Source organism: Fictibacillus sp. BK138, assembly GCF_004216955.1.
Lineage (GTDB): Bacteria > Bacillota > Bacilli > Bacillales > Fictibacillaceae > Fictibacillus.
On record NZ_SGXL01000001.1, the window covers coordinates 1,597,303 to 1,624,189 of the forward strand.

A 26,887-nucleotide genomic window follows, 5' to 3' on the forward strand; every position below is an offset into this window, starting at 1 on the left:
TAATAAAATAAATAAAAAAACCCTCTTTGAAAGAGGGCCTGTAACATAGGTGGATCTATTCGTATTTTAATGCATCGCCATCAAAAGGCTCGTCGGCAACTTTAATTGAATCAGTCGGGCAGCCTTCAAAAGCATCTTGCATATCTTCTAACAAAACGTCTGGAATTTCAACGATTCCCTGGTTCTCGTCTAATGTTACAAATGCAATTCCTTCATCGTCATAATCGTAAATGTCTGGTGCTGCAGCTCCGCATGCTCCACATGCGATACAAGTTTCTTTGTCAACAATCGTATACTTTGGCATAATGAATACCTCCTAAGGAATTGGAAAACTAATCCGGTCATACATATTTAACCATTTTTTATTTAAGGTCTTCTAATCATATTGTAATAATTATCCCTCTACATTTCAATAGAAAATTAGTATCCTCATCTTATCTTTTATACCCAGCTTCCTTCAAAATATAACACTTTTACTCTTAATTCCCTATAATCTGATAAAATGGATACAAGTAAAATAGTGTGGTGATAAAGTATGGATATTTGTTTTGCCATAATGATGGACATTCTGCAAAAAGTAGATGGCAGCAGAAAGTGCTCAGGTATCTACTACATATTAACCGGAAAGAAAACATCACAATCATTGTCAGATAGTCAATGGTTTAAGATCGACCATTATTATGCATCGCTAAAAGGTTTAACGTTAGATGACTTTAACTCAATCATAGATGAGCTATATACAGATGAACTGATTAAGCTTAAAGAAGATAACGTTTTTGTGTTAACTAAAAAAGGTGCAACGTTCCTCGAGGAGATTAGTGGCACCTATTCATTCATTGAAAAGCTCAATGGTTTAAAATATGCTTCAATCGAACAAAGATGCTGGCAGATCATTACATTATTTGTTCAATCTCTTTCAAACTCGCTATATAATAATTTTGATTTTTCTCCAGTTATAAGAGAACGTGAAGCAGCTGAAAAAGTAAGAATCCTCTTTCCCAGAACTGAACAGCAAAGAAAGCATGTTGCATCCCTTTTATACAATGAATTAAATGCAGTATTACAAGAATGCGATTCAGAGTGTGCTGAGATTTTTGTTAAAAAATTATCAGGATACAACCGTGTTGGCCATACATTTGAACAGTCAGCCAGAGAGTGGGGATTATCGAGAGTCGAAACGGTGCTTCGCTTCCGTTCTGTACTGCATGTAATTTTCAAATCCATTAGAGAGCAGCCGGAGATGTATCATGTATTAAATTCCCTTATAGGAGATTTTATTGTTGTACCCGCCTTGACCAAATCTGCTATGCAGACGTACCATCTGCTGAAAAAAGAGAAAGACCTACAAGAAATTATGAAAATCAGGAACTTAAAATTGAGTACAATGGAAGATCACCTCGTAGAAATCGCTCGAGAGATTCCTGAATTTTCAATTCAACCTTACGTAAGTGATGAAGATAAAGAACGAGTTATCCTTTTTTATAATAAAACAAAAAAAAACAAGCTCAGGCCAATAAAAGAAGCATTTCCTCATCTGACATATTTACAATTACGGCTTGTTCTGGCTAAAGAGGGTGGAAAACATGCAGTTGGAAGCAGCACTTAAACAGTACTATGGTTTTGATGATTTCAGACCGGGACAAAAAGAAATAGTAGAAGATATTCTCTCAGGTCATGATGTACTAGGTATGCTTCCTACTGGAACTGGGAAAACACTGATCTATCAGTTAGCGGCTGTTTTATTGAAAGGAAGAGCTTTAATCGTTTCTCCGTTAGTGTCTCTCATGCAGGACCAAGTTGATCAGTTTAAACAAACGGGCTTTAAGAGAACGGTAGCGTTAAATAGTTTCTTGGAACATTCAGAAAAACGATTAGTCTTGGATCACTTGAAAGATTACCAGTTTGTTTTTGTAAGTCCTGAAATCATGCAAAATAAATATATACGATCAGCTTTATTATCAGTCAAATGGTCTCTCTTTGTCGTTGATGAAGCACATTGCATCTCTCAATGGGGACACGAATTCAGGCCGTATTATTTGGATTTAGCATTAATTAAAAAAGAGCTGGGAGATCCAGTTTGTCTTGCATTAACGGCAACAGCTGCAGTAAAAGTGCAGGAAGACATTCTGAAGTATTTGGAAATGAGAGACGCGAAAGTTCATATACATAGTGTGAATCGACCGAACATCTCTCTATTTGTAGAGTCCTTTTCTGATCAAGAGCAGAAGCAAGACAGAGCATTAGATCTAATAACTGAACTGAAAGGTCCGGGAATTGTTTATACAAATACGAGAAGGGGTGCTGAACAACTTGTCACTGTTCTTCTTGAAAGAGGTATGCGGGATGTTTCCTATTATCACGGAGGAATGGAGCAGGATGAGAGATTGCTAGTACAAAAGCAATTTCTTAATTCGCAGCTGCAGCTGATCGTATGTACAAATGCATTCGGGATGGGTATAAACAAACCTGATATTAGGTATGTCATTCATTATAATGCACCATCAAACGTAGAAGGCTACGTTCAGGAAATAGGGCGTGCAGGAAGGGATTTACAGCCTTCAGCAGCGATTCTTCTTTATCACCCGGCTGATTTAGAGGTTCCATTTCATTTTATTGAAAATGAGCTTCCTGATGATAATCAAATAGATTACATTTTATCAGATTACGACGTACTTTCTGAAACTACATTATCTGACCGTTTGCAGTTAGCTGGTATTTCTGAAACAGGTCAAAGGTTTATGGAGTATCATCTTAATACCTCTGGAGTGTTGGATGAAAAATGCGTACCAGAAGTGAAAAGGGAATCGTTAAAAAAAGCACTTAAAAAAAAGATAGAAGAAAGAAAAAGAGAAAAGTTAAAATCATTAAGAATGATTGAGAAATGGATAATGGATGAAGGCTGTAAACGAAATATGCTGCTTAAATATTTCGGAGAAGAAGAAATAGCAGTTAAGAATCATTGCTGCAGCGGCTGTCAAGATGAACTGACACGATTTTACGGAAAAAAAGATATAGAGGACCATATTTATCAAGCATGGGAAGATGAACTTAAACGTTTATTTAGACAGGAAGTGTAAACAACAAATATGAATAACTCCCAAGAAAAAAGAAACTTGATTAATGATTTTACGCCAAAAGAACTGTTATTAAACGTTTATATCTCGCAAGGTCTATTTTTAGTAATCGCTATTGTTATTGCTTTTATCTTTGATGTTCCTTTTCCATGGAAAATAGGAAGTCCGGTAACTAGTACTGGCCTTCTTTTAGCAGGAGCAACAGGATTGTTTTTACCTTTCATTTCTATACAATTAAAAAAAAGACTTCCTGCTCACTATTTGGATGATGGCGGGATTAATGAAAAAATCTTCAGTTCCTTATCATATCCTCATATCTTTATTTTGACAGGTATTATTGCATTTGCGGAGGAATGGCTTTTCCGTGGAGTATTACAATCGTTGTTGGGTTTAGTTATTACAAGTCTTATTTTTTCACTTCTTCATGTCCGGTATATTAAGAAGCCATTATTATTCAGTATTGTTACCCTATTAAGTTTTTGGCTCGGCCTATTATATGAAGTGACGGAAACAATATGGGTTCCGTTTTTTGCTCATTTCTTAATTGATTTTATCTCCGGCTGCTGGATTGCCAGAGAACATAAAAGAGGCAAGAATGACACCGAGAAAGGAGTGTGACTTAATTGGAGAAAGATCAGGCAGAAAATCTTAGAACAAAAGCTGCTGATTTAAGCGGTTTGCAAATGAGTACACTTCCATCAAGAAGTGAAGTGCATGGAAAGAAAAGTGTCAAAAGAAAGAAAGAAGATCATCAGAAACAACGGAAGGTTTCTATGTTTTGGCTGACAAGACTGTTGCTTTTTTCTTTTGTGTTATTGATCGTTCTGACTGTGACTTATAAATATTGGTCACAGAAAGTATCCACGCCAGTCCACAGTGAAAATAAAAAGGGTGTTGAGCAAGTTGAAATCGAACGATGAAAAGACCGTCGGGAACTTTAAAAATTTCTAACGGTCTTTATTTTAGATTGTTTTCGCTTATATTGTAGCTCCAGAATGTAATTGAATTCTGCCCCAGGTTGTTCGTTTTCCACTGGGCGTGCGGTGAGCTTTGTTCCGTTATGAGTGAGCGGAAATTAAAGAGTTCAAATGCAACAATATTTACGAAGACAGTCTTATTTTATTAGAAAGCATGAATCTGCTTGTATAGGCATAATTATTCTACAGGAGGTTTTGTGTATGAACGCATTGAATCACTGGAGGATAAAGCCTTTTGTTAATCAGCTGACAAGCATCGTTTTAGCACAGCTCGTAGAAAAGAAGGCAGAAAAAGACAGATGGAAAAAAGCAATCAATCAATGGGGATCGTCAATGATTTTTGTTGTAATTGCGACATTTGTGTATCTTTATTTTTTCAAACTTCCTGAAGCAGCACCCTTTGAAAATCCGTTAACCCTCATTTTCGGAGATGAGATGGTTTGGATCTGTACTGTCTTTATCATATTCTCAAGTTTTCATATGATTTGGATGAAGAAAAAATACAAAAAAGCAGATGACGATTTCGAAGCGATCCGTTCAGATTTTATTGATAGAAATGAAGAATGGTGGAGCGATGAGGAACAATGGGATCAGAGGCATATCGTATTTGAATTTATGAAAAAAGAATACAACATTAATATCTTTCATAAATAGAAGGCTATTGGCATGGACAGCCGAAAAACAATACAGAATTTCTCTCGTGGCACTGACCTTGTATGATTACTGTCATTTCACAGAAATGATCAATTCTGCCAAAAGCAATAGTTTGGTGTGATTCTGGGCAATACACTTCAATAGGCAAACCAAGTCGCATGCTATATGATAAATCAAGGTCAGTCACGAGAGATTTGTTCTTTAATTTAGTTAATGTCATGATGTTATTCCTCTCTAAATTTTTGTTATTCGTATTAATAATAATACGCTAAATTTACAATTTTTTCAACTAATACTTTTTAAATATTCAAAAAATTACATCTGTACTCATTCATTTTATGAGCAAAAAACCTTTCTGTGTTATGATCATTTAAACAATTGCAGGAGGCAATAATGGTATACATTTTTTTATTAGCTGCATCTTCACTATCTCTGATACTTTATATGTATATTGAAGCACACAGGAATCGTGTCAGATTAGATACAGTAAAAATAGACAAACTGCCAGGAGCATTCAAGAATTTTAAAATCTTTTTCATCTCAGATATACATAGAAGAACCGTTACAAAAAATCTTCTTGAAAAAGCAGGGAAAGCTGACATTGTAATCATCGGAGGGGACTTAACAGAAAAAGGAGTTCCTATGGCCAGGGTGGAAGATAATATTAAAATGCTGTCTAAAATTGGACCTGTTTATTTTGTATGGGGAAACAATGATTATGATGTAGATGTTACATTATTAATGAATGCTATTACAAATAATGGCGCAATCATTTTAGATAATACTAGTATTTCAATTAAAAGGAACTATGATGTTCTTGATATTACAGGGATAAATGATCTTTCTTTTGGAAAAGACAGATTGGAAGATGCGGTATTGAACTGCAGATCTTCATGCCGTATACTCATCAGTCATAATCCAGACATATCAAAAAAAATCAAGCAGGAACATCAAATTCGTATTGTGCTATCCGGACATACTCACGGAGGTCAGATCAGGCTTGGACCATTAGGAATCGCTAAAAGAGGCGGATGGTACGATGAAGGATATTTTAAACTTTTAGTCAGCAATGGCTTTGGTGCGACACATCTTCCCCTTCGATTGGGTGCACCCAGCGAGGCACATCTGATCACCCTTGGTTAAGGCAAAAAGTTTACAGTGCAATGTTTTTTCAGATATACTCTTCTTAACTTATTTTTTGGAGGAAGTGCAGATGTCTTGTGAAGGGAAGTACAACATTAAAGCGGTCTCCAAAATGCTTGGTATACAAGCTGGTACTCTAAGAGCCTGGGAAAGACGCTATTCTATTGTTCAGCCTCATCGAAATGAAGCTGGACACCGATTATATACTGATGAACAAGTATACATATTAAAATGGTTAGTGAATAAAGTTAATCAAGGATTCACAATTAGCCAAGCAGTCGACGTTGCCCAAAACGGGGAACTTTATAAAGAAGCTGCACCCTTTTCAATAGAAAATACAGATCGTGCTGCTGAAATGTCTAAAATGATTCTAGATGCTTTGCTTTCGTTTCAGGAAAAAAAAGCTAACGATTTATTGAGTCAGGCTTTCAGTATGTATAATTTGGAAAAAGTCATAATTGATATTTTGGGTACATTATTAGTACAGGTAGGCCATCTTTGGGAAGATCAAAAAATAACAGTTGCCCACGAACACTTTACTTCATCCTTTTTACGAACAAAAATTGGACAACTTATGCACTGGCTTCCTTCTGACCCTTATTTACCAAAGGTAATTGCAAGCTGCGGAATAGACGAGGAACATGAATTAGGTCTTCTGATGTTTACATTGTTCTTAAGGCGGAAAGGGTTCGAAGTAATCTATTTAGGTCACGGAATTCCAGAGAAAGATTTTGAGGTTGTTATAAAAGAAGTGGAACCGAGGATGGTATTTTTATCGTGTACAATCGTGGACCCAGCAATAAAAACATTAAGATGGGCTGAAAATCTTGATGAGAAATTCCCTGAAACTTTTTTTGGTGTGGGGGGATCTGCTGTAAGTCATCTTTCTTCAGAAGTTCAGGACACTTACAGCGATCTGTTAATCGGCAGCACAAAAGCAGAATGGGAAGACTGGATTTCTAAGAAGCTTAAAAATAAATAATGATGGCTGATATTATTGGCTTGTTTGTTTATCACCAACTTTTCACAAACTCATATATTGTAACTAAGACATAATAGCGCCGATCGTAAGGGGGACCAGAGATGCGGGTAGAACGGTTAACCTATAATAAAATAAAGATCTTCCTAACTTTTGATGATTTGAATGAACGTGGTATTTCAAAAGAAGAAATATGGCAAGACATTCCGAAAGTACATCAGCTTTTCCGTGATATGATGACAGAAGCTGATGATGAGGTAGGATTTAAAGCTGACGGTCCTATTGCGGTTGAAGTATTTTCACTTCCTGCTCAAGGTATGGTTGTTATTGTTACAAAAGGTATCAATGAGTATGATCTGGAAGAAGAATATGATGAAGATTATATAGAGATGCAAGTTACATTGGATGAGAATGATGAAATTTTTTATGAGTTTTCATCTTTTGAAGATGTTATCCTTCTGGCGAAGCGACTTCATTCACTAGAAATCAAGGGTGGCAGATTGTTCTCTTTTAATAATCATTTTTACTTAAAATTTGAAGAGGAAGAAGTTAATCCACTTGATCTGGATTTATTTATTGCAATTCTCGCAGAATTCGGAAGTTCCTCTACAATTACAAGCTATAGAGTAATCGAATATGGAAAAGAACTAATGAAGACTGAAGCAGTTAAAGAGCTTCATCATTACTTTAAATAACAGAAACAGGAAGGAGGGCGCAAAATTTCTGCGTCCTCATTTGTGTTTCGCCTTCCTGATTTTCGAAAAATCGTGTTATGATTAGTAATATTTTTTTGCTGAACAGTAAAAAGATCAGGGAATATAATAAATACATAAACTTTTGGGCTAGGAGTGACCATTAATGAAAATTGCAGTCTTATATGGTGGGGTATCTGCTGAACGTGAAGTATCACTATCTACAGGTCAACAAATTATTGCAGCGCTAGAAAGCAAGGGACATGATGTTATTGGAATTGATTTTCATCCTTCACGATTACATGAGTTGCTTGATATAGAAGCAGATGTTGTCTTTTTAGGACTTCACGGCAAATATGGTGAGGATGGGCGTCTTCAGGGACTTTTAGATATGCTGAATATCCCATATGTTGGATCTGGGGCTCTAGCTTCAGGGATAGCAATGGATAAAGCAAAATCAAAGCAGTTCTTTAAAGAAGCAGGCATCAAAATAGCAAAGGAAAAGGTATTATATAAAAAATCTTATAAAGAAGATCAGACAGACCTATCTTTTGATTTTCCTGCTGTTGTTAAGCCGAATAGAGAAGGGTCAACAATCGGTTTAACAATTGCTCATAACAGGGAAGAGCTACTTAAAGGGATCGCTGAGGCATTCATGCATGATGATACCATTCTTGTAGAACAATTTGTAAGCGGCAAAGAGGTAACAGTTGCTGTTATGGGTGAACACGGGCAGATGCAAGCATTGCCAGTTGTTGAGATCGAGCCTAAGAATGCTTATTATGATTATGAATCAAAGTATGCTGAAGGTGGAAGCATACACTATGTTCCTGCGAGATTAGATGAAGAAACAACTGCTCTCTTACAGAAACAGGCTGTTGCTGCTCATGAAGTCCTGGGGTGTGAAGTATACTCTCGTGTAGATTTTATCGTTCCTCACGATGGTACACTGCCAGTGATACTGGAAGTGAACACACTTCCTGGTATGACACCGACAAGTCTTTTCCCCGATGCAGCTAAAGAAATCGGCATGGATTATCCTGCTATGATTGAAAAATTAATTGAGTTATCTTTGAAAAAATAATTGATAAAATTCACTACCCCATCGTTTAATAATGGTGGGGCGGAGTCCTAACAAAATGGACAAACAATGGCTATAGGTATATTGGCAGAATATTAGGTATTTTCGTAACAGTATGTGATTAAGAAAGCGTTTTCTTTTTAGGTGAAATTCACTAAATTTTTCTTCTCAACAGTCTTGCAAAGGTGTATACTGTCACTGAAGCTTGACTAAACTTTAGAGGTGACAAATATGGGAGGTAAACAAATGACAGCCCAAAATACTACAGACCAAAAATCCGACAATCATCATGAAAATGACAATGTGCTCCAATCCACGCAATCCGTTATCGCGGATGCGCTCGATAAATTAGGATATTCTTCCGAAGTTTTTGAGTTACTTAAAGAGCCGATCCGTATGCTTACTGTCCGCATACCGGTTAAAATGGATGATGGAAGCACTAAAATTTTTACAGGATATCGTGCCCAGCATAATGATGCTGTTGGTCCAACAAAGGGCGGCGTTCGTTTTCATCCGAATGTATCAGAAACAGAAGTTAAAGCGTTATCAATTTGGATGAGTTTAAAAGCAGGAATTGTGGATCTGCCATACGGCGGCGGTAAAGGCGGAATCATCTGTGATCCGCGCACCATGTCTTTCAGAGAGCTTGAGAGATTAAGCCGCGGATATGTACGAGCTATAAGTCAGCTCGTAGGACCTACAAAAGATATCCCTGCCCCAGATGTATTTACAAATTCGCAGATTATGGCTTGGATGATGGATGAATACAGCAGGATCAGAGAGTTTGACTCACCTGGTTTCATCACTGGAAAACCTCTTGTACTTGGTGGATCTCATGGACGTGAAACAGCCACTGCAAAAGGTGTTACGATCTGTATTCGTGAAGCTGCTGTAAAAAAAGGTATTCAGCTTGAAGGTGCTCGTGTCGTTGTACAAGGTTTTGGTAATGCAGGAAGCTTCCTTGCCAAATTCATGCATGATGCTGGTGCGAAAGTAATCGCGATTTCAGATGCTTATGGCGGTCTTCATGATCCTGAAGGACTTGATATCGATTATCTCCTTGAGCGCAGAGACAGCTTTGGTACAGTTACAAAATTGTTTAAAGACACCATAACCAATCAGGAACTGTTAGAACTTGATTGCGATATTTTAGTACCTGCTGCGATCGAAAATCAGATTACAGAGAAAAATGCGAACCAGATTAAGGCTACAATTGTGGTTGAGGCAGCAAATGGACCTACAACTCTTGAGGCAACTCGAATCTTATCAGAAAGAGGAGTACTGCTTGTCCCTGATGTATTAGCAAGTGCTGGGGGAGTAACCGTTTCTTACTTTGAATGGGTTCAGAACAATCAAGGGTATTATTGGACTGAAGAAGAAGTTGAAGAGAAGCTTGAAAAAGTGATGGTTAAATCGTTTGATACGGTTTATACAACAGCTATGAACAGAAAAGTAAACATGAGACTTGCGGCTTATATGGTCGGTGTTCGTAAGATGGCTGAGGCTTCTCGTTTCAGAGGCTGGATTTAATATTTTGCAATTGAAATGTAAATCTCCTATCATATGATGATAGGAGATTTTTTTATTTGGCAAAATAAAGATATGACGTGTTTTTTTGGAGTGGTGAAAAAATGAAAATAGATGTTTGTATAATAGGAGGAGGACCATGCGGCCTGGCGGCTGCAGTAGCTCTTCAGGATAAAGGCATGACGTATTGTGTGATTGAAAAGGGAAATGTTGTTAACACCATTTACAATTACCCTACACATCAAACGTTTTTTAGCACCAGTGAAAAGCTGGAGATCGGAGGTTTTCCCTTTGTTCATGAACAAAGAAAACCTAAGAGAATCCATGCGCTAACGTATTATAGAGAAGTGGTAAAAAGAAACCATTTAAAATTGCGAACTTTTGAAAAAGCAGTATCCGTTGATAAAAATAATGAAGGTACATTTTCGGTAAGAACGCTGAACCGAAAAAATGAAGAAACCATCTATGAAGCAAAATACGTAATTATCGCAACTGGATACTATGATAATCCGAACTTGATGAATATTAACGGAGAAGATTTGCCGCATGTCTATCACTACTTTCATGAAGGACATCCATATTATGATTTAGATGTAGCTGTGATCGGAGGCAAAAATTCTGCGATCGATGCTGCATTGGAACTACAAAAAGCAGGGGCGCGACCCCATGTTTTTTATCGCGGCAGTGAGTACTCGCCTAGCATAAAGCCATGGGTTCTTCCTGAATTTGAAGCATGTGTCAAAGCCGGAACGATCAAGATGTCGTTTGAATCATGTGTGAAAGAGATTAACGAAGACGAGATTATTGTGGAGATCAAGGGTGAAGAAGCTGTTTTTTCAGTTCAAGCAGTTTTCGCGATGACTGGATACCATCCTGACCATGATTTTATCTCAAATATGGGTGTAAATATTGATTCAGAGACTGGGCGGCCATTTTTCTCTGAAGATACGATGGAAACAAATGTTGAAGGGCTCTTTATTGCAGGGGTAATTGCTGCTGGCAATAATGCAAATGAAATTTTCATTGAAAATGGGAGATTTCATGGAGAGATGATAGCGAGCACTATAGAAAAACGCGAAAAAAGCCTATAACCCTTAAAAGGGTTATGGCTTTTTTAATAAGAAGGAATAAAATCAGGTTTTCGCCTGATTTTATTTTATGGCAAGGTTGATCTAAGCAAGCAAGGTTATAACCATGGTAATCCAGGTTCATTCACGGTAATCCAATATTCAATCATTTCTTTTTTTGAGATTTACGTTTAATTTAAAAACAACTGCTGTAGTTTTTCATGTGAATTTGTATGCTCAAGGGCTATCATCAATTTCAGTCTAGCTTTTTGTCCGTTTAAACCGTTTGAGAAAACAACGCCTAGTTCTTTAAGATGTTTTCCGCCGCCTTCATATGAATAGATATCTTGTGCAATACCGTTAAAGCATCTGGATACAAGCACGACAGGAATTTTACGTGTGATGAGCTCTTGGATGGCAGGAACTGTTGCTGGGGGCAAATTTCCCTGGCCAAGTGCTTCGATCACGACACCATCTGCAGATTTAGCGGCAGCATTAATCAATTCTCCATCCATTCCTGCATAGGCTTTTAATAATATGACGTTCTTAGAAAATTGTTTAACTTGAAACCGGTTTGAACGGAGAGAGGTATGATGAAAAAGCACTCCTCTTTTTGTAACGATTCCGATTGGTCCATATTGCGGGCTTTGAAAAGTAGCGATATTGCTCGTATGTGTTTTTGTCACATTCTTAGCAGCGTGTATTTCATCATTAAATACGACGAGAACACCTTTGCCTAATGATTGTTGTTCGCAGGCGACTCTTACCGAAGAAATAAGATTATAAGGACCATCAGAGCCGTGTTCATTGCTGGACCTCATAGCTCCCGTAACGATGACGGGGATCGGTGTTTCTAAAATCAGGTCAAGAACGTAAGCTGTTTCTTCCAATGTATCTGTACCATGTGTGATCACTAGCCCATCATATTGATCTGCTTCTGTCTGCTCATTAATAAATGAGGCAAGTTCAAGCATGTGAAAAGGAGTAATATGAGGAGAAGGCAGGTTAACGTAGTTTTTTACCACGATTTCGGCTATATCAGACAGTTCTGAGATTGTGGCTTCAAGCGGATGTGTCTCTTTTGTATTGACACCGCCTGTGTTCTTATTTTCTTCCATTGCAATTGTCCCGCCCGTATGAATCAGTAATATTTTTTTCAATATTGCTGCCCTCCTTGTTCTTATTGTTCTCTATTCCACTTCTTAAAATATCATGTTACGATAGAAAAAAACAGTAGAAAAGAGGCAGGACATGCTAGCTGTAATTTCTGCAGCGGTGGCTCCGGCTATTGCTCTATTATCATTTTTTTACCTGAAGGATAAATATGAAACTGAACCTTTATCGTTAGTAGTAAAGGTCTATATATTTGGAGTTCTTCTCGTTTTTCCTGTAATGGTCCTGCAATTTGGATTTAAGGAAGAGTTGAACGTCCCTTTATTTGTTGATGCTTTTTTAGTCAGCGGAACTCTCGAGGAATTTTTAAAATGGTTCTTAGTTTTTTATGGAGCTTACCTTCATGAAGAATTTAATGAACCTTATGATGGAATCGTATATGCAACCGCATTATCTCTCGGCTTTGCATCCTTGGAAAACATTTTTTATCTGTACACGTTCGGGATTGAAGAAGCTTTGATCCGTGCGCTTCTTCCGGTAAGCGGGCATGCCCTGTTTGGAGTTATCATGGGCTTTTATCTAGGAAAAGGGAAGTTCTCTACTGGAAAGAAAAAAATCATTTATTTAAGTCTTTCCCTAGTTATCCCGATTCTTCTTCATGGAATCTTTAATTCCTTGCTTCTATCAAGCACCAAATATATTTTCTTCTATATGTTCCCATTCATGATTTTCTTATGGTGGTTCGCTTTAAGAAAAGTAAGAATTGCTAATTCATCAATAAATCCATATCCAAACGCAAATGCTAAGACTGGTATTTAACCGGTCTTTTTTTTATTTTTCAACAACAATAAGACTTTGAAATTGAATAAAAAAAACCGGATTACAAATGATACATGTATAACAAGTAATGGAGATTAAAATTACAGGAGGCTAACTTTCTCATGAAAAGAAATTCAGCTTACATAAAGGGAGCTTTTTTTGCAATCGCCCTTTGTTTTGGGTTATTTGCTGGATTTGGTCAAAACAATGCACATGCGTTTTCGAACCAAGTCATACAAAAAGGAGCAACTGGAGACGATGTTGTTGAACTTCAATCCCGTCTTCAATATTTAGGCTTTTACACTGGAAACATCGATGGTGTTTTTGGGTGGAGAACTTATTGGGCATTACGAAACTTCCAATATGAATTTGGTATGGATATAGACGGCTTAGCTGGAACCACAACGAAGCAAAAACTCGCAAAAGCTTCAAAGTATGATAAAGCCTGGGTGAATAAGCAAATTAATTCAGGAAAGAAGTTTTCATACTATGGCGGAGTCCCTAAGAGCAAACAGACGAAAAGCGGGGGTGCTAAAGGTGGAGCTGCAAAAGGCACACCAAAGGGCACAGCTCAAGGTAAAGCTGGTGGCGGGCAAGCAAAAGCTAAACCAGCACAAGTAAAACCTGCTAAAAATATCCCAGCTGGATATTCGCAAAATGACATTAACTTAATGTCAAATGCTGTTTATGGTGAAGCACGCGGTGAACCATACATCGGGCAAGTAGCAGTAGCAGCTGTAATCATTAACCGTGTTCAGGATACAGCATTTCCAAACACTGTTTCTGGTGTTATTTTTGAGCCCGGTGCTTTTACAGCAGTTGCTGATGGACAAATTTATCTAACCCCTAATAAACAGGCCAAGAAAGCTGTAATGGACGCTTTAAATGGCTGGGATCCAACGGGTGAGGCGATCTATTACTTTAATCCTGATACAGCAACTTCAGGCTGGATCTGGGGACGTCCTCAAATCAAGAAAATCGGAAAGCACATTTTTTGTAACTAATAAAGGGGTGAACATATAATGATACGCACAATCCTTATTGCACTGTTGTTCGTAGCTGTGGCAGGGACTGGATATTGGGGCTATACAGAGCACCAAGAAAAGAATGCTATTCTTCTGCAGGCAGAAAATAACTATCAGCGGGCTTTTCATGACTTGAACTTTCATGTAGACTCACTTCATGACAAGATTGGAGAAACGCTCGCAATGAACTCCAGAAACCAGCTATCACCTGCATTAGCTCAAGTTTGGAGATTAACATCTGAAGCTCATAATGATGTAGGACAGCTCCCGCTATCCCTGCTTCCTTTCAATAAAACTGAAGAATTCTTAGCGAAAATGGGAGAATTCAGTTATCGTACTGCAGTTCGGGACCTGGACAAAAATCCATTGACTGATAAAGAATATAAGACATTAAAGGACTTGTACGCTAACGCTACAGAAATACAGAATGAACTGCGCAGAACAGAATCGTTAGCTCAAAAGAACAACCTTCGCTGGATGGATGTTGAAATGGCACTTGCAACAAATAAGACACAAGAAGATAACACGATTATCGATGGCTTTAAAACCGTAGATAAAAATGTTGAAGGATATTCAGAAGTTAATTTCGGTCCTGAAGTATCCAACATGATGGAGATGAAAAACCGTGATTTAAGCCAGTTGAAAGGTAAAAAGATTACGAAGGAAGAAGCTAAAAAGATTGCCATCGAATTTTTTGACCTTAAGAAAAATGTAAAGATGACAGTTGAAAAATCAGGTAAAGATGCGAAATATGATGCTTATTCCCTGACGCTTTATAATCCGGATACTAAAGGTACGACGTATATGGATATAACACAAAAAGGCGGTTATCCCCTTTATGTACTATATGACCGAAGTGTAGGAAAACCGAAAATATCATTGAATGATGCCATGTTCCAGGCAGAAGACTTCCTGAAAAAGCACATGGAAAGCAAGATGGAAATGGTTTCGAGTGATCAGTATGACAATATTGCCGTTTTCACCTATGCAAGACTTGAGGATGATGTGAGAATCTATCCAGAAGTGGTTACGGTTAAAGTCGCTCTCGATAACGGAGATATTATGGGTTATGAAGGTACTGATTTCCTTCTGGCGCATCAGGATCGACGTATTCCAAAATTCAAAATTACGGAGAAAGAAGCAAGAACTAATTTGAATCCGAAGTTTGAAGTAAAGGAAATAAGCAAAGCATTGATCAGAAATGATATTAATGAAGAGGTTTTCTGCTATGAATTCCTTGGGGTACTTGGCAATGAAACCTATCAAGTGTTCATTAATGCAGAGAATGGAAATGAAGAAGAAGTTAAAAAGCTAAAAGAAGCAGAACCTTCTTATAATGAGATCTAAATAGATTGTTTTCGTGAGCGTTGTTGCGCTTGGATGAAGTTGATTTCCGCTCTTTGGACTGGAATCTCTTCCTTCCGCCTCATTTAACGATTCAATGAAGTTGTTTTTAGAATCTCTTTGTATCTATAATCTTTTAGAAAAAAACTAAGCAAAATTTCGCTTTTTGAAATTTTGCTTTTTCTTTTTTTTAATAACTGTCATAATAAGGTAAAGGCTATGAAACGCAATGTGGGGGAAGATTTTATGATTGCTGTAGGGGAACCGTTATATTTGCAACCGTTATTTTCAGATAAAAAGGATAAATACAGATGCAAAATTTGTGAAGTAAAAGATGATCGGATTTATATCGATTATCCAAGTAATGAAACCACAAATCGAACAGAATATTTCTTTGATGGCACACAGTTTAAGGCTTCATTTGTAGACAAGGAAAAGAATGTTTTTACATTTCGCACGGAACTGCTGGGTAGGAAGATTGAGAAGATTCCGGTTTTAATCATTGCTTCTCCAAAAGAGGAAGAAATACATAAGATCCAGAGAAGAGAATATGTCCGAGTAGAAACATTATTGGATACTGCGGTGAGAAATATGGATGATTCTTATCCTCCATTTAATTCTGTCGTGCTTGACCTTAGTGCTGGAGGAATGCTTTTGTCACTGCCTGTAAAACATAGTGTGTCAAAAGGAGATATGCTGGAATGTTTAACTGTTCTACCTATGCAGTCAGGTGAAAAAATTTACTTGGATCTTCAATGTAAAGTTTTGAGGATCTTAGATGGACATGCGAAAGATAGACAAAGGGCGCCACTCCAGTTCGAATCGATTGACCCGAAATCAAGACAGCACATTATAAGATTCTGTTTTGAACAGCAGCTTTTAATGAAAAAAAGGGAAACGACCATCTAGAATAACTATCTTTTTTTGGGGGAATAATACTCCCGAAAAGAAGGTGACTAAGATTAAAAGGCTAGAAAGATTATTGATTCAGCTTGCTATCGCTCATTTTATATTATTATTGGTCGCACAAGTTTTTTTAGAGATACCATCGTTTAAAATGTACACAAATAAAAGCATTCATTATGAAGGTGTCGTAAAAGGTGAAAGAGAACCTGCTTTAGAAACGATGGACCGTTAAGCAAAAATTGTGATAAGATAGATAAAGAATTAATCTGTTATTTAGATTATGTACAGAAAAAGCAGGGGGAAGTTTACCTGCTTTTTATTGCTATGTATTCATTGTCATAGGTATGGGGTAGGAGGAAACATGAAAAAATTATTATCGATTGCTATTGATGGACCTGCAGGTGCAGGGAAAAGCACGGTAGCAAAGCAAGTAGCTGAGCGCCTTTCTTTTATTTATATCGACACTGGTGCCATGTACAGGGCATTAACTTATAAAGCTCTTTTTTTAGGGGCGGACTTAAATGATGGAATCGCTCTGGAATCAGTTCTTCAGACAACAAAGATCGAGTTGGTGAAGACAGAAGCAGGTCAAGCAGTATATCTTGATGGAACAGACGTATCAGAAGCAATCAGGTCAGCAGAAGTAACTAACAATGTATCCTTCGTTGCCCGACAAAAAGAAGTACGGATTGAAATGGTTAAACGACAGCAGCAGCTTGCTGAATCAGGTGGAGTAGTCATGGATGGCCGCGATATCGGGACACATGTGATGCCAAATGCTGAACTTAAAATCTTCTTGATCGCATCAGTAGATGAACGCGCTCGCAGAAGATATGAAGAGAATCTTGCAAAAGGTTTCCCTGCTGATTTTGAACAGTTAAAAAGCGAGATTTCACTGCGGGACAAAAGAGATAGCGAAAGAGAAGCTGCTCCGTTAAGAAAAGCAGAAGATGCGATTGAACTGGATACAACAAGCATGACCATCGAAGAAGTAGTTTCAAGCATTCTTAATTTTGCAGAGGAAAGGGCACGTTAATATGAAGCTTTATTTTTTCGGAAAATGGCTTTGCGGTACTTATTTTAAGAGCTCCTTTAAACCTAAAGTAATCGGTGCAGAAAATATGCCGGATACTGGCGGGGTTTTATTGTGTACAAATCATATTCACAACTATGACCCTCCACTTGTTGGAGTTGCATCACCCAGGGAAGTTCACTTCATGGCGAAAGCAGAACTCTTTTCTGTACCAGTATTAAAACATATCTTGCCTAAAATTAATGCGTTTCCGGTAAAAAGGGGAATGAGCGATAAGACAGCTCTAAAAACAGGCATGAACCTTTTAAAAGAAGGAAAGGTAGTCGGCCTTTTCCCTGAAGGAACGAGAAGCAAAACAGGTGAGATTGGGGAAGGTTTGGCGGGTGCAGGATTCTTTGCACTTAAATCCGAAGCTCATATCGTTCCTTGTGCAATTGTCGGCCAGTATAAAAAAGGCAAAAGTTTAAAAATTATCTTTGGCAAGCCGATTGACTTTACACATTTACGCGAGCAAAAAGCTTCCGCTAAAGAAGCTACAGAGCTTATAATGAAACATATAGCACAATTAAAAAATGATAATGAATAAGTTTGTTCTTTACAATGTTAATGTTCTTTCAAAGTGAAAGTTCAATAAATTATTTTTTAATTTTTTGAGGAGGCCACGAACATGACAGAGGAAATGAGCACAAGTTTAACAAATGCTACCCAAGCTGAAGCGGGCGAAATCGTTAAAGGTACGGTTTTGAAAGTAGAAGACAAACACGCGTTAGTTGATATCAGCGCTAAACAAGACGCATTTTTACCGATTAATGAAGTTTCTAGTCTTTTTATCGAAAAGGTAAGTGATGTGTTAAATGAAGGAGATCAAATCACTGTTAAAGTGCTTTCTCATTCAGAGGACAAGCTGCTTGTTTCTAAAAAAGCAGTAGACAGTGAAAAATCCTGGTCTGAACTTCAAGAAAAATACGAAGCGAAAGAAACGTTCGAAGTTACTGTTCACGATGTAGTAAAAGGCGGACTAGTTGTAGATTTAGGTGTACGTGCATTTATTCCTGCATCAATGGTTGAATCACATTTTGTAGAAGACTTTTCAGATTATAAAGGTAAAAAGCTTTCGGTTAAAATTGTAGAGCTTGATACTGAAAAAGGACGCGTAATATTATCACACCGTGCTGTAACTGAAGAGGAAGAAGCGGGAAGAAAGCAAGAAATCTTAGATCGACTAGCTCCTGGAGAAATTATTGAAGGTAAGGTTCAGCGTCTTACAGACTTTGGAGCTTTTGTTGATATTGGAGGTGTCGATGGATTAGTTCACGTATCACAGCTTTCTCATAATCGTGTTGATAACCCTTCTGAAGTATTAAGCGAAGGTCAGACTGTTAAAGTAAAAGTTCTTTCTGTAGACCGCGATAATGACAGAATTTCGCTTTCAATTAAAGAAACACAGCCTGGACCGTGGGAAGAAGCTAGTTCTTCTATTACACCTGGAAGTATTATCGAAGGAACAGTGAAACGAATCGTTGCTTTTGGTGCATTTGTTGAAGTAGCACCAGGGATTGAAGGCCTTGTGCACATTTCAGAAATGGCAAACCGTCATATCGGCAACCCAAGTGAAGTCGTTAAAGAAGGACAGCAAGTATCTGTAAAAGTACTTGATGTAAACAGCAAAGAAAAAAGAATGAGCTTAAGTATGAAAGCTGTTCAAGATGAAAAAGATAAAGAAAATCTTAAGCAAAACCTTCCAAAAGAAGAAAAAGGATTTTCGTTAGCTGAGATGATTGGTGATCAGTTAAAAGAGTACAAGTAAACGATTTAAAAGCTCCCGATTTTTCGGGAGCTTTTTTTTATATGTTTTTTGATATGCAAAATTAAAGTGAAAAAAGTGGTGCAAAAGGGTTGGTGCATCAGGTTTTATTCATAGCCAAACGATTAAGGGCGTGCGGAAAGTGGCATAATGCTACCGAGGTGAGATTCATGAATGATGGGATACTTTTTTATTGGATCATGTGGATCGGATGGGTTGTAACAACCTTTTTAATTGAAAAAAGTCCATTTAGAAATGCTGTGATTTTTATTTTGCTGCCAGGAATAATAATATCTGGCTATCACGTACCTTTTTCGTTAGGAACAGTTAATGCAGCTTTTGCCTTCTTTTTAATGATCGGACTTGTTCATGTTATCCGTAATACAGGGAATCTTCTCTATTATTTAGCTGTAAGTTTTATAATAGCTGTAAGCTATGTAATCCTTCAGATTTTTGCACTATATGATCCTGCTAAGCTGTTTATCGATAAAAAGTATTTGCTGATTCTTTTTCTTACAGCTGTAATGTTTCTTATTTCAAAAAGAAAAATAGATCTCTTCTATATCCCATCAATAGGTATTTTTATTGGAGATTCTTTATATCAGTTATTGATCTTCAGGCTTACCGGATATTTAGAAATAGGTTCTTTGTTTGTATTGGATTTGCTCGCTTCAACTACAATGATTCTGTTTTGTATGGTAATATTGGTAGATATGTTCAAAAAAATAAGGCGTGTCTCTTATAAAAAGGTAAATCCAGCAAAGCAGATATGATGGAAACCTATAATTATTAAGTTGTGTAAGCCCTCAAGAATTTGCTAAAATAAGTGGACTTGTCTAATTTTATTGGAACTTAAAAAAGTAATGATGAATTCATAAAGAAATGATTGAACTGATCAGGAAAAAAGGGAAGTGTCAACATGACTAAACCAGTTTTAGCCATAGTGGGAAGACCTAATGTTGGGAAATCTACTATATTTAACAGAATTGCCGGAGACCGCATATCCATCGTAGAAGATATGCCGGGTGTTACCCGTGACCGGATCTATAGTTCAGCAGAATGGCTGAATACCGAATTTAACTTAATCGATACAGGCGGAATAGAAATCAGTGATGCACCATTCATGAGCCAGATGAAGGAACAAGCAGAACTGGCTATTGAAGAAGCTGATGTTATCTTGTTTTTAGTAGATGGTATGAATGGTATTACAGCAGCTGACGAAGAAGTAGCCAAAATGCTCTTCCGTTCAAAGAAACCAGTTGTTTTGGGTGTAAACAAAATTGATAACCCGGAAAGAAAAGAATTATTATATGAATTTTATAGCCTAGGAATGGGTGAACCGATCGGAGTATCAGGTACTCATGGAATAGGACTTGGAGATCTTCTCGATCAGGTAGTCAGTCATTTTCCTGAAACGGTTGAAGAAGTAAAAGACGATGATACGATTTATTTCTCATTGATCGGCAGACCAAATGTGGGTAAATCTTCTTTAGTAAATGCAATTTTAGGGAAAGAGCGCGTTATCGTAAGCAACATTGCAGGTACAACTCGTGATGCTATTGACTCCAGTTTCGAAAAGGAAGACCAAAAGTATGTAATTATCGATACTGCCGGAATGCGCAAGCGCGGTAAAGTGTACGAGACTACTGAGAAATACAGCGTTATGCGAGCGATGAAAGCGATAGAACGTTCCGATGTCGTCTTGATGGTCATTGATGCAGAAGAAGGCATCATCGAGCAGGATAAAAAAGTCGCTGGTTTTGCTCATGAAGCAGGAAAAGCGGTCGTTATCGTAGTGAATAAATGGGATGCGGTCGAAAAAGATGATAAAACGATGCAAAAGTTCGAGCAGAAGATTCGCGACCATTTCCTATACTTGTCATATGCACCGATCGTTTTCGTATCTGCAAAAACGAAACAAAGACTTCATCATCTGTTCCCGGTGATTAATCAGGTCGCCGAAAATCATTCTTTAAGAGTTCAAACGAATATCTTGAATGAAGTTATCATGGATGCAGTAGCGATGAATCCTGCACCGATGGATAACGGAAAACGACTAAAGATAAACTATGCAACCCAAGTAGCTTCTAAACCGCCTACTTTTGTTATTTTCGTTAATGATCCAGAGCTTTTCCACTTCTCTTATAAGAGATTTTTAGAGAACAGGATTCGTGAAACGTTCGGATTCGTAGGTACACCAATCAAAATTTTTGCAAGAAAGAAAAATGATTAAGGTAATAGTATGATGTGGATCTTCCTCATCTTATTATCTTATTGTTTAGGTTCCATCAGCTTCAGTTATTTGCTTACAAAGCTGTTAAAAAATGAAGATATCAGAAACCATGGAAGCGGTAATGCAGGTGCTACCAACACATTAAGAGTGCTTGGAAAGGGACCTGCGATTGCCGTACTGCTTTTAGATAGTATGAAGGGGATATTATCTGTAGCTGTTCCGTTATGGCTAGATTTTAGTCCAACTATTGCAATAATGTGTGGATTTGCAGCTGTACTGGGTCATAATTATCCCGTCTTCTTTGGATTCAAGGGAGGGAAGGGAGTTGCAACAACAATCGGTGTTTTTGCAGCTATATCTTTCTTCCCATCTTTACTTGCAGGTGTTATTGCTATTCTTACGATTTGGATAAGTCGGTTTGTTTCTTTAGGATCGATCGTCTTTTTAATCCTTACACCTTTCTTCATGCTGTATCATTACAGCATGCCCATTACTGCCATTTTAACGGGTGGCTGTATCTCAGCTGTTTCAGTCTGGCGCCATCGGGGAAATATACAAAGGCTGCTAAAAGGAATCGAACGCAAAATTTAATAATTTGGAGTGTGACATGTATGGAGAACGTTGCTGTATTAGGAGCTGGAAGCTGGGGAACAGCTCTTGCTATCGTATTAGCAGATAATGGACACAATGTCCGCTTATGGGGACGAAGAGAAGAACAAGTATCTGAAATTAATGAGGAACACCGCAACGAGAAATACTTGCCTGGCATCGAGCTCCCAAAGAGTATAAAAGCTTCTGTAAAGCTTGAAGAATGTATAGAAGGTGCAGATATCATCGTTCTTGTTACCCCTACAAAGGCGATGAGGGATGTTCTCGGCCAGCTGAAGAATATACTAACTCGTAAAGTTACAATCGTTCACGCGAGCAAAGGTATTGAACCTGGTACATATAAAAGAATTTCAGAAATTATTGAAGAGGAGCTGCCTTCTTCATTACTTGAAGCAGTAGTGGTGCTATCTGGACCAAGCCATGCGGAGGAAGTTTCTTTAAGACAGCCAACAACAGTTACTGTATCATCTGAGAAAATCGAAGCATCAGAAAAAGTCCAAGACTTATTTATTAACCAAAATTTCCGTGTCTACACGAACCCTGATGTGATTGGTGTTGAACTTGGCGGTGCACTAAAGAATATTATCGCTTTAGGGGCTGGTCTATCTGATGGATTAGGATACGGAGATAACGCGAAGGCAGCATTGATCACCAGAGGACTCGCGGAAATTGCACGGCTTGGAACGCATATGGGAGCTAACCCTCTTACTTTTTCAGGTTTAACGGGCATTGGTGATCTGATCGTAACGTGTACGAGTGTACATAGCAGGAACTGGCGGGCAGGTAATATGCTTGGAAAAGGGATGGCCCTCGATGATGTTCTAGATAATATGGGAATGGTCGTTGAAGGTGTCAGGACTACCCAGGCGGCTTTCGAATTAAGCAAGAGAGAGCAAGTTGAAATGCCGATCACACAAGTTCTGTACGATGTACTTTTCAACAATAAAGGTGCAAAGCAAGCTGTTGATGAGCTGATGCAGCGATCTCGGACACATGAAGTTGAAGATGTTTCATCTTTAAAAAGCTAATCCGAATAGGCGGATGTCTAAAAAAATTTAGGCAATCGCCTTTTCTCTTTTCACCCTTCTTGCAATGCTGCATACGATAGGGATGAAAAGGAAGTGGGAGGAGGACTTCAGGTGGAACGTGAACAACAATTTTTTGACAAGATCGAGAAAAAAACGAGTGTTAAAAAGGACGATATTTTCAAACTTGCACAATCCGTAAGTGGTTCTAATTTACGTGATGAGCGCACGATTCGAATGCTGATTTCCCAAGTATCTTCTATGGCTGGGGTAGCTGTCACGAAGCAGAAAGAAGACCAGATCGTTCAGGCTGTTTTAAATAATAACATCCCTCTAGACCTGGCAACGCTATCTAAAATGTTCGATGGAAAATAGGCGGCAGTAAGTAGCTTTTAACAGATAATTCTGCGTCTGATTGATAAGGTATTGAACGAAATCAAGGGAGTATTTAGTCAAACACCCGGTCGGAGCCGGGTGTTTTTTTGTCGTTTGAGTATATAGTGAGGGGTACCATATGTGCGAAATTTGTCTAGAGGTGTCGGCTCGTGGTTATTTTTCAATTAACGTGTGATTATGTAAATTAACGTGAGAAAAAAATGAACGAACGTGCAATTATTGCATGTTAACGTGGGATTTCTTGTATTACTACCCGCAGGGGTATTTACCGAACCGCAGTTTCACTATTCGAAACTGGATTTTGAGTGAAGTTTACAACAAATAACTCTGATGTGTCCATGAGATAAACCCAGATTTACCTCAACACGAAATGAATTTTAAAGAAATAGAAAAAATTATGCTATAATGTACGCTGTGGATAAGGAGGATACATATGAGTGAAGGTTTATTGAAAATGTGGGTGGCTTTATCGGCCATCGTTCTAATGTTTATTGCTGTTTTTTCAATCATGTTCAGCCGTTCTAAACTATCTGGTATTATACAGGGAGTCGTTTCTTTTTTTGCTTGGATCTGCATGATAGTGGCTGGAATACTAATTATAATCGTCGTATTTAGCGGGCCAGTACAAGGGTAGAGGAGGAGATCAATTTGCAAAAAAAATGGCTGATTCCTTTACTGCTAATCCTTTTTACTCTCTCTGGTTGTCTATATCCTGAAGAACGAAAGCTGCAAAACCGCATGCCTTATCAGGATCAGATCACAGCTGTACAGACAGCTGTTGACAATTTTCAGAAAGATACTGGTGTTTTGCCTATTAAAACAAAGGAAGCAGACACGGATATCTATCAAAAATATTTAATTGATTTTAATAAACTAGTTCCAAAATATATGCAGGAACCGCCTGGTAATTCTTATGAAAAAGGCGGAACATTCCAGTACGTCTTAATAGATGTTGAAACAGATCCAACCGTTAAACTGGCTGATCTGGTATTAACAGACAAAGTTCAAGATGTACAGGTTGCGTTAAACATCTATATGGATAAGCACCGTTATCCGCCGTTTAAGAAGATTGAGGAACAAGGAAGATACACACTTGATTATAAAAAATTAGGATTTAAAAAGGACCCATTCGTCACAAGCCCTTTTACAGGTAAGAAATTGCCTATGATGGTAAACGGTGATGCGAAAATTTTTATAGATTATAGAAAAGACTTAAAGCCTGCGATCGAGAGCTATAAAGAGGAGTTGGACAAGTACGAAGATATCCGCCACCTGCTAGCAGAACATTCCTTTTTTGTACCGGTCTATTCAGTTCCATATAAAGTTGAAAACAAAGAGCCTGTTTTTTTAATAAAATAGGCATGAACTCTCCCTTTTTCTAATACATTCATAGAAAAGGCGGAGAGATTTTTTTTGGAAATCCTTATAACGAAACAAGCTTTATAGTTTCATCGGTAGGCACTGTAGTGCGCCCTCCCGTTTTTATGGAACTATACAACAGAGAAAAGAGGTTCCAATAAAAATTTCCGTTCCTTTGTCATAATCAATAGGACAAAATCATACGATGTATTGTCCAAGACTAGCATCCGGAACTTTATTTGGATCGGGAGGGAAACGAATGGAAAAAATCGATATTTTTAAAGATATCGCCGAAAGGACGGGCGGAGATATCTACTTAGGAGTAGTAGGAGCAGTAAGAACAGGTAAGTCTACATTCATAAAGAAATTTATGGAGCTAGTAGTCCTGCCTAACATTGAAAATGAAGCAGAACGTCAGCGAGCTCAGGATGAATTGCCGCAAAGTGCAGCTGGACGCACCATTATGACCACTGAACCCAAATTTGTTCCAAACAATGCGGTAAAGATTAATGTTGGGGAAGGTCTTGATGTAAATATCCGTCTCGTAGACAGTGTAGGATACGCTGTACCGAGTGCAAAAGGGTACGAGGATGAAAACGGGCCTAGAATGATTCATACACCTTGGTATGACGAGCCGATTCCGTTCCATGAAGCGGCTGAGATCGGAACAAGGAAAGTTATTCAAGAACATTCCACACTTGGAGTTGTCGTGACAACGGATGGTTCAATCGGAGAAATTCCGAGATATGATTATGTAGAATCAGAAGAACGTGTTGTTGCTGAGCTCAAAGAAGTAGGAAAACCGTTCATTATGCTGATCAACTCAACTCATCCGCATCATCCGGATACACAGCAGCTTCGTAATGAACTATGTGAGAAATATGATATCCCAGTACTTGCGATGAGTGTAGAGGGAATGACGGAACATGATATTAACAATGTTCTTCGCGAAGCTTTATACGAGTTCCCTGTATTAGAAGTAAATGTAAATCTTCCAAGCTGGGTAATGGTGTTAAGAGAGAATCATTGGCTGCGTGAAAGCTATGAAGAAGCTGTAAGAGAAACTGTTCAAGATATTAAGCGATTGCGAGATGTTGATAAGGTAGTAGGCTTCTTCGCAAACTATGACTTTATTGATGATGCAAGACTTGCAGGGATTGAAATGGGGCAAGGGATTGCAGAGATTGATCTTTTTGCACCAGATTACTTGTACGATCAGATCTTGAAAGAGGTTGTCGGGGTCGAAATTCGAGGGAAAGATCACCTTCTTCAATTAATGCAGGAATTTGCATATGCTAAGACAGAGTATGATCAAGTGGCGGATGCGCTAAGAATGGTGAAGCAGACAGGATATGGAATTGCAGCTCCAGCTATCACCGACATGAGCTTGGATGAGCCTGAAATAATCAGACAGGGTTCCAGATTCGGAGTTAGACTTAAGGCAATCGCACCTTCAATCCATATGATTAAAGTTGATGTGGAATCCGAATTCGCTCCGATCATTGGAACCGAAAAACAAAGTGAAGAAATGCTAAGATATTTAATGCAGGATTTTGAGGAAGATCCCCTGTCAATCTGGAATTCTGATATCTTTGGACGCTCCTTAAACTCTATCGTAAGAGAAGGAATACAAGGTAAGATTTCATTAATGCCGGAAAATGCAAGATACAAATTAAAAGAGACGCTTGAACGTATAATCAATGAGGGATCAGGCGGTTTAATTGCCATTATTTTATAACTTTGAGACTCCTATAACCAGGAGTCTTTTTTTTATTTGGATTGGATATGAGATCTTTTGCAAGCAGTTGATCTCCGCTCTAGGTGCTCGATTTCCGCGGGGCATGCGGTGAGCCGCCTAGGCACTTTGCGCCAATTGGTGTCACATCTGCCATGCTGCTCAATAAGCTGCTCCTGCAAGAGCCTCGCACTTGGCAATTCAACCTTTCGAACTTAGATTTTATGATGAAATTAGTAAAAAGGATGCGAAAAAAAAGACAGACTTTTATACCTTTTAAACCCGTATTTTT

General features: G+C 38.1%; 29 protein-coding genes. 27 read left to right on the top strand and 2 right to left on the bottom strand.

Features of this window, described 5'->3' with window-relative positions; translation table 11 throughout:
• Positions 1-55: 55 nt before the first annotated feature.
• A complete protein-coding gene (locus EV282_RS07900; protein WP_066290559.1) occupies positions 56-304 on the bottom strand; it encodes a ferredoxin in 249 nt (82 codons plus the stop codon).
• A gap of 231 nt (positions 305-535) precedes the next feature.
• Here EV282_RS07900 and EV282_RS07905 point away from each other — a divergent pair, with 231 nt between their 5' ends.
• The 11 genes from EV282_RS07905 to EV282_RS07960 all read left to right on the top strand — a co-directional run bounded on the left by EV282_RS07905 (position 536) and on the right by EV282_RS07960 (position 11,218).
• On the top strand, positions 536-1,606 hold the full coding sequence (locus EV282_RS07905; protein ID WP_130295200.1) for a helix-turn-helix domain-containing protein: 1,071 nt from the start codon (positions 536-538) through the stop codon (positions 1,604-1,606).
• On the top strand, positions 1,584-3,077 hold the full coding sequence (locus EV282_RS07910) for a RecQ family ATP-dependent DNA helicase (RefSeq protein ID WP_130295202.1): 1,494 nt from the start codon (positions 1,584-1,586) through the stop codon (positions 3,075-3,077). Before EV282_RS07905 ends, EV282_RS07910 begins: the two co-directional genes overlap by 23 nt.
• Positions 3,078-3,086: 9 nt before the next feature.
• The gene (locus tag EV282_RS07915; RefSeq protein WP_130295204.1) at positions 3,087-3,692 is read left to right on the top strand and encodes a CPBP family intramembrane glutamic endopeptidase; all 606 of its coding nucleotides are present in this window, start codon (positions 3,087-3,089) and stop codon (positions 3,690-3,692) included.
• A 5-nt stretch (positions 3,693-3,697) separates the two neighbouring features.
• On the top strand, positions 3,698-3,994 hold the full coding sequence (locus tag EV282_RS07920; protein WP_130295206.1) for a hypothetical protein: 297 nt from the start codon (positions 3,698-3,700) through the stop codon (positions 3,992-3,994).
• Positions 3,995-4,252: 258 nt separating this feature from the next.
• A complete protein-coding gene (locus tag EV282_RS07925) occupies positions 4,253-4,705 on the top strand; it encodes a DUF2663 family protein (RefSeq protein ID WP_165389395.1) in 453 nt (150 codons plus the stop codon).
• Positions 4,706-5,098: 393 nt separating this feature from the next.
• Positions 5,099-5,848, top strand: a complete 750-nt coding sequence (locus EV282_RS07935) for a metallophosphoesterase (RefSeq protein ID WP_130295212.1) — start codon at positions 5,099-5,101, stop codon at positions 5,846-5,848.
• A 70-nt stretch (positions 5,849-5,918) separates the two neighbouring features.
• Positions 5,919-6,830, top strand: coding sequence for a MerR family transcriptional regulator (locus tag EV282_RS07940; RefSeq protein WP_130295213.1), 912 nt, complete (start codon positions 5,919-5,921; stop codon positions 6,828-6,830).
• Between the two features lie 101 nt (positions 6,831-6,931).
• Positions 6,932-7,522, top strand: coding sequence for a genetic competence negative regulator (locus EV282_RS07945; RefSeq protein WP_130295215.1), 591 nt, complete (start codon positions 6,932-6,934; stop codon positions 7,520-7,522).
• Between the two features lie 163 nt (positions 7,523-7,685).
• Positions 7,686-8,603 (top strand): D-alanine--D-alanine ligase family protein, encoded by a 918-nt coding sequence (locus EV282_RS07950; protein ID WP_130295217.1) that lies wholly within the window; start codon positions 7,686-7,688, stop codon positions 8,601-8,603.
• A 243-nt stretch (positions 8,604-8,846) separates the two neighbouring features.
• On the top strand, positions 8,847-10,130 hold the full coding sequence (locus EV282_RS07955) for a Glu/Leu/Phe/Val family dehydrogenase (protein ID WP_130295219.1): 1,284 nt from the start codon (positions 8,847-8,849) through the stop codon (positions 10,128-10,130).
• A 101-nt stretch (positions 10,131-10,231) separates the two neighbouring features.
• Positions 10,232-11,218 (top strand): YpdA family putative bacillithiol disulfide reductase, encoded by a 987-nt coding sequence (locus EV282_RS07960; RefSeq protein ID WP_130295221.1) that lies wholly within the window; start codon positions 10,232-10,234, stop codon positions 11,216-11,218.
• 167 nt (positions 11,219-11,385) lie between these two features.
• Here EV282_RS07960 and EV282_RS07965 read toward each other — a convergent pair whose 3' ends face one another.
• Positions 11,386-12,354, bottom strand: coding sequence for an asparaginase (locus EV282_RS07965; RefSeq protein WP_130295223.1), 969 nt, complete (start codon positions 12,352-12,354; stop codon positions 11,386-11,388).
• A gap of 91 nt (positions 12,355-12,445) precedes the next feature.
• Between EV282_RS07965 and prsW the strand changes: the two genes are divergently transcribed.
• The 16 genes from prsW (at position 12,446) to spoIVA (ending at position 26,598) form a co-directional block, all read left to right on the top strand.
• Positions 12,446-13,126, top strand: a complete 681-nt coding sequence (gene prsW, locus EV282_RS07970; protein WP_130295225.1) for a glutamic-type intramembrane protease PrsW — start codon at positions 12,446-12,448, stop codon at positions 13,124-13,126.
• A gap of 122 nt (positions 13,127-13,248) precedes the next feature.
• Complete coding sequence (gene sleB, locus EV282_RS07975) at positions 13,249-14,130, top strand: spore cortex-lytic enzyme (protein WP_130295227.1); 882 nt, start codon at positions 13,249-13,251, stop codon at positions 14,128-14,130.
• A gap of 18 nt (positions 14,131-14,148) precedes the next feature.
• Entirely contained in the window at positions 14,149-15,498 is a 1,350-nt protein-coding gene (gene ypeB, locus EV282_RS07980) for a germination protein YpeB (protein ID WP_130295229.1), read from the top strand.
• A 243-nt stretch (positions 15,499-15,741) separates the two neighbouring features.
• Entirely contained in the window at positions 15,742-16,404 is a 663-nt protein-coding gene (locus EV282_RS07985) for a flagellar brake protein (protein WP_165389396.1), read from the top strand.
• A gap of 43 nt (positions 16,405-16,447) precedes the next feature.
• A complete protein-coding gene (locus EV282_RS07990) occupies positions 16,448-16,633 on the top strand; it encodes a DUF5359 family protein (RefSeq protein WP_130295232.1) in 186 nt (61 codons plus the stop codon).
• A 129-nt stretch (positions 16,634-16,762) separates the two neighbouring features.
• The gene (cmk, locus tag EV282_RS07995; protein WP_130295233.1) at positions 16,763-17,437 is read left to right on the top strand and encodes a (d)CMP kinase; all 675 of its coding nucleotides are present in this window, start codon (positions 16,763-16,765) and stop codon (positions 17,435-17,437) included.
• Between the two features lies 1 nt (position 17,438).
• A complete protein-coding gene (locus EV282_RS08000; RefSeq protein WP_130295235.1) occupies positions 17,439-18,020 on the top strand; it encodes a lysophospholipid acyltransferase family protein in 582 nt (193 codons plus the stop codon).
• Positions 18,021-18,101: 81 nt separating this feature from the next.
• Positions 18,102-19,241 carry a 30S ribosomal protein S1 gene (gene rpsA / locus EV282_RS08005; RefSeq protein ID WP_130295237.1) on the top strand — a complete coding sequence of 380 codons (1,140 nt, stop codon included), beginning with the start codon at positions 18,102-18,104 and terminating at the stop codon, positions 19,239-19,241.
• Between the two features lie 167 nt (positions 19,242-19,408).
• Complete coding sequence (locus tag EV282_RS20185; RefSeq protein ID WP_165389397.1) at positions 19,409-20,011, top strand: YphA family membrane protein; 603 nt, start codon at positions 19,409-19,411, stop codon at positions 20,009-20,011.
• Positions 20,012-20,157: 146 nt separating this feature from the next.
• On the top strand, positions 20,158-21,471 hold the full coding sequence (der, locus tag EV282_RS08015; RefSeq protein WP_130295239.1) for a ribosome biogenesis GTPase Der: 1,314 nt from the start codon (positions 20,158-20,160) through the stop codon (positions 21,469-21,471).
• A gap of 9 nt (positions 21,472-21,480) precedes the next feature.
• On the top strand, positions 21,481-22,062 hold the full coding sequence (gene plsY / locus EV282_RS08020) for a glycerol-3-phosphate 1-O-acyltransferase PlsY (RefSeq protein WP_130295241.1): 582 nt from the start codon (positions 21,481-21,483) through the stop codon (positions 22,060-22,062).
• A 20-nt stretch (positions 22,063-22,082) separates the two neighbouring features.
• Entirely contained in the window at positions 22,083-23,108 is a 1,026-nt protein-coding gene (locus EV282_RS08025; protein WP_130295243.1) for an NAD(P)H-dependent glycerol-3-phosphate dehydrogenase, read from the top strand.
• A gap of 111 nt (positions 23,109-23,219) precedes the next feature.
• On the top strand, positions 23,220-23,480 hold the full coding sequence (locus tag EV282_RS08030; RefSeq protein ID WP_077364014.1) for a stage VI sporulation protein F: 261 nt from the start codon (positions 23,220-23,222) through the stop codon (positions 23,478-23,480).
• A gap of 454 nt (positions 23,481-23,934) precedes the next feature.
• Positions 23,935-24,135, top strand: coding sequence for a DUF2768 domain-containing protein (locus EV282_RS08035; protein ID WP_130295244.1), 201 nt, complete (start codon positions 23,935-23,937; stop codon positions 24,133-24,135).
• Between the two features lie 14 nt (positions 24,136-24,149).
• The gene (locus EV282_RS08040; protein WP_130295246.1) at positions 24,150-24,860 is read left to right on the top strand and encodes a hypothetical protein; all 711 of its coding nucleotides are present in this window, start codon (positions 24,150-24,152) and stop codon (positions 24,858-24,860) included.
• Positions 24,861-25,119: 259 nt separating this feature from the next.
• Positions 25,120-26,598, top strand: coding sequence for a stage IV sporulation protein A (gene spoIVA, locus EV282_RS08045; protein WP_130295248.1), 1,479 nt, complete (start codon positions 25,120-25,122; stop codon positions 26,596-26,598).
• The last annotated feature ends 289 nt before the right edge of the window (positions 26,599-26,887 follow it).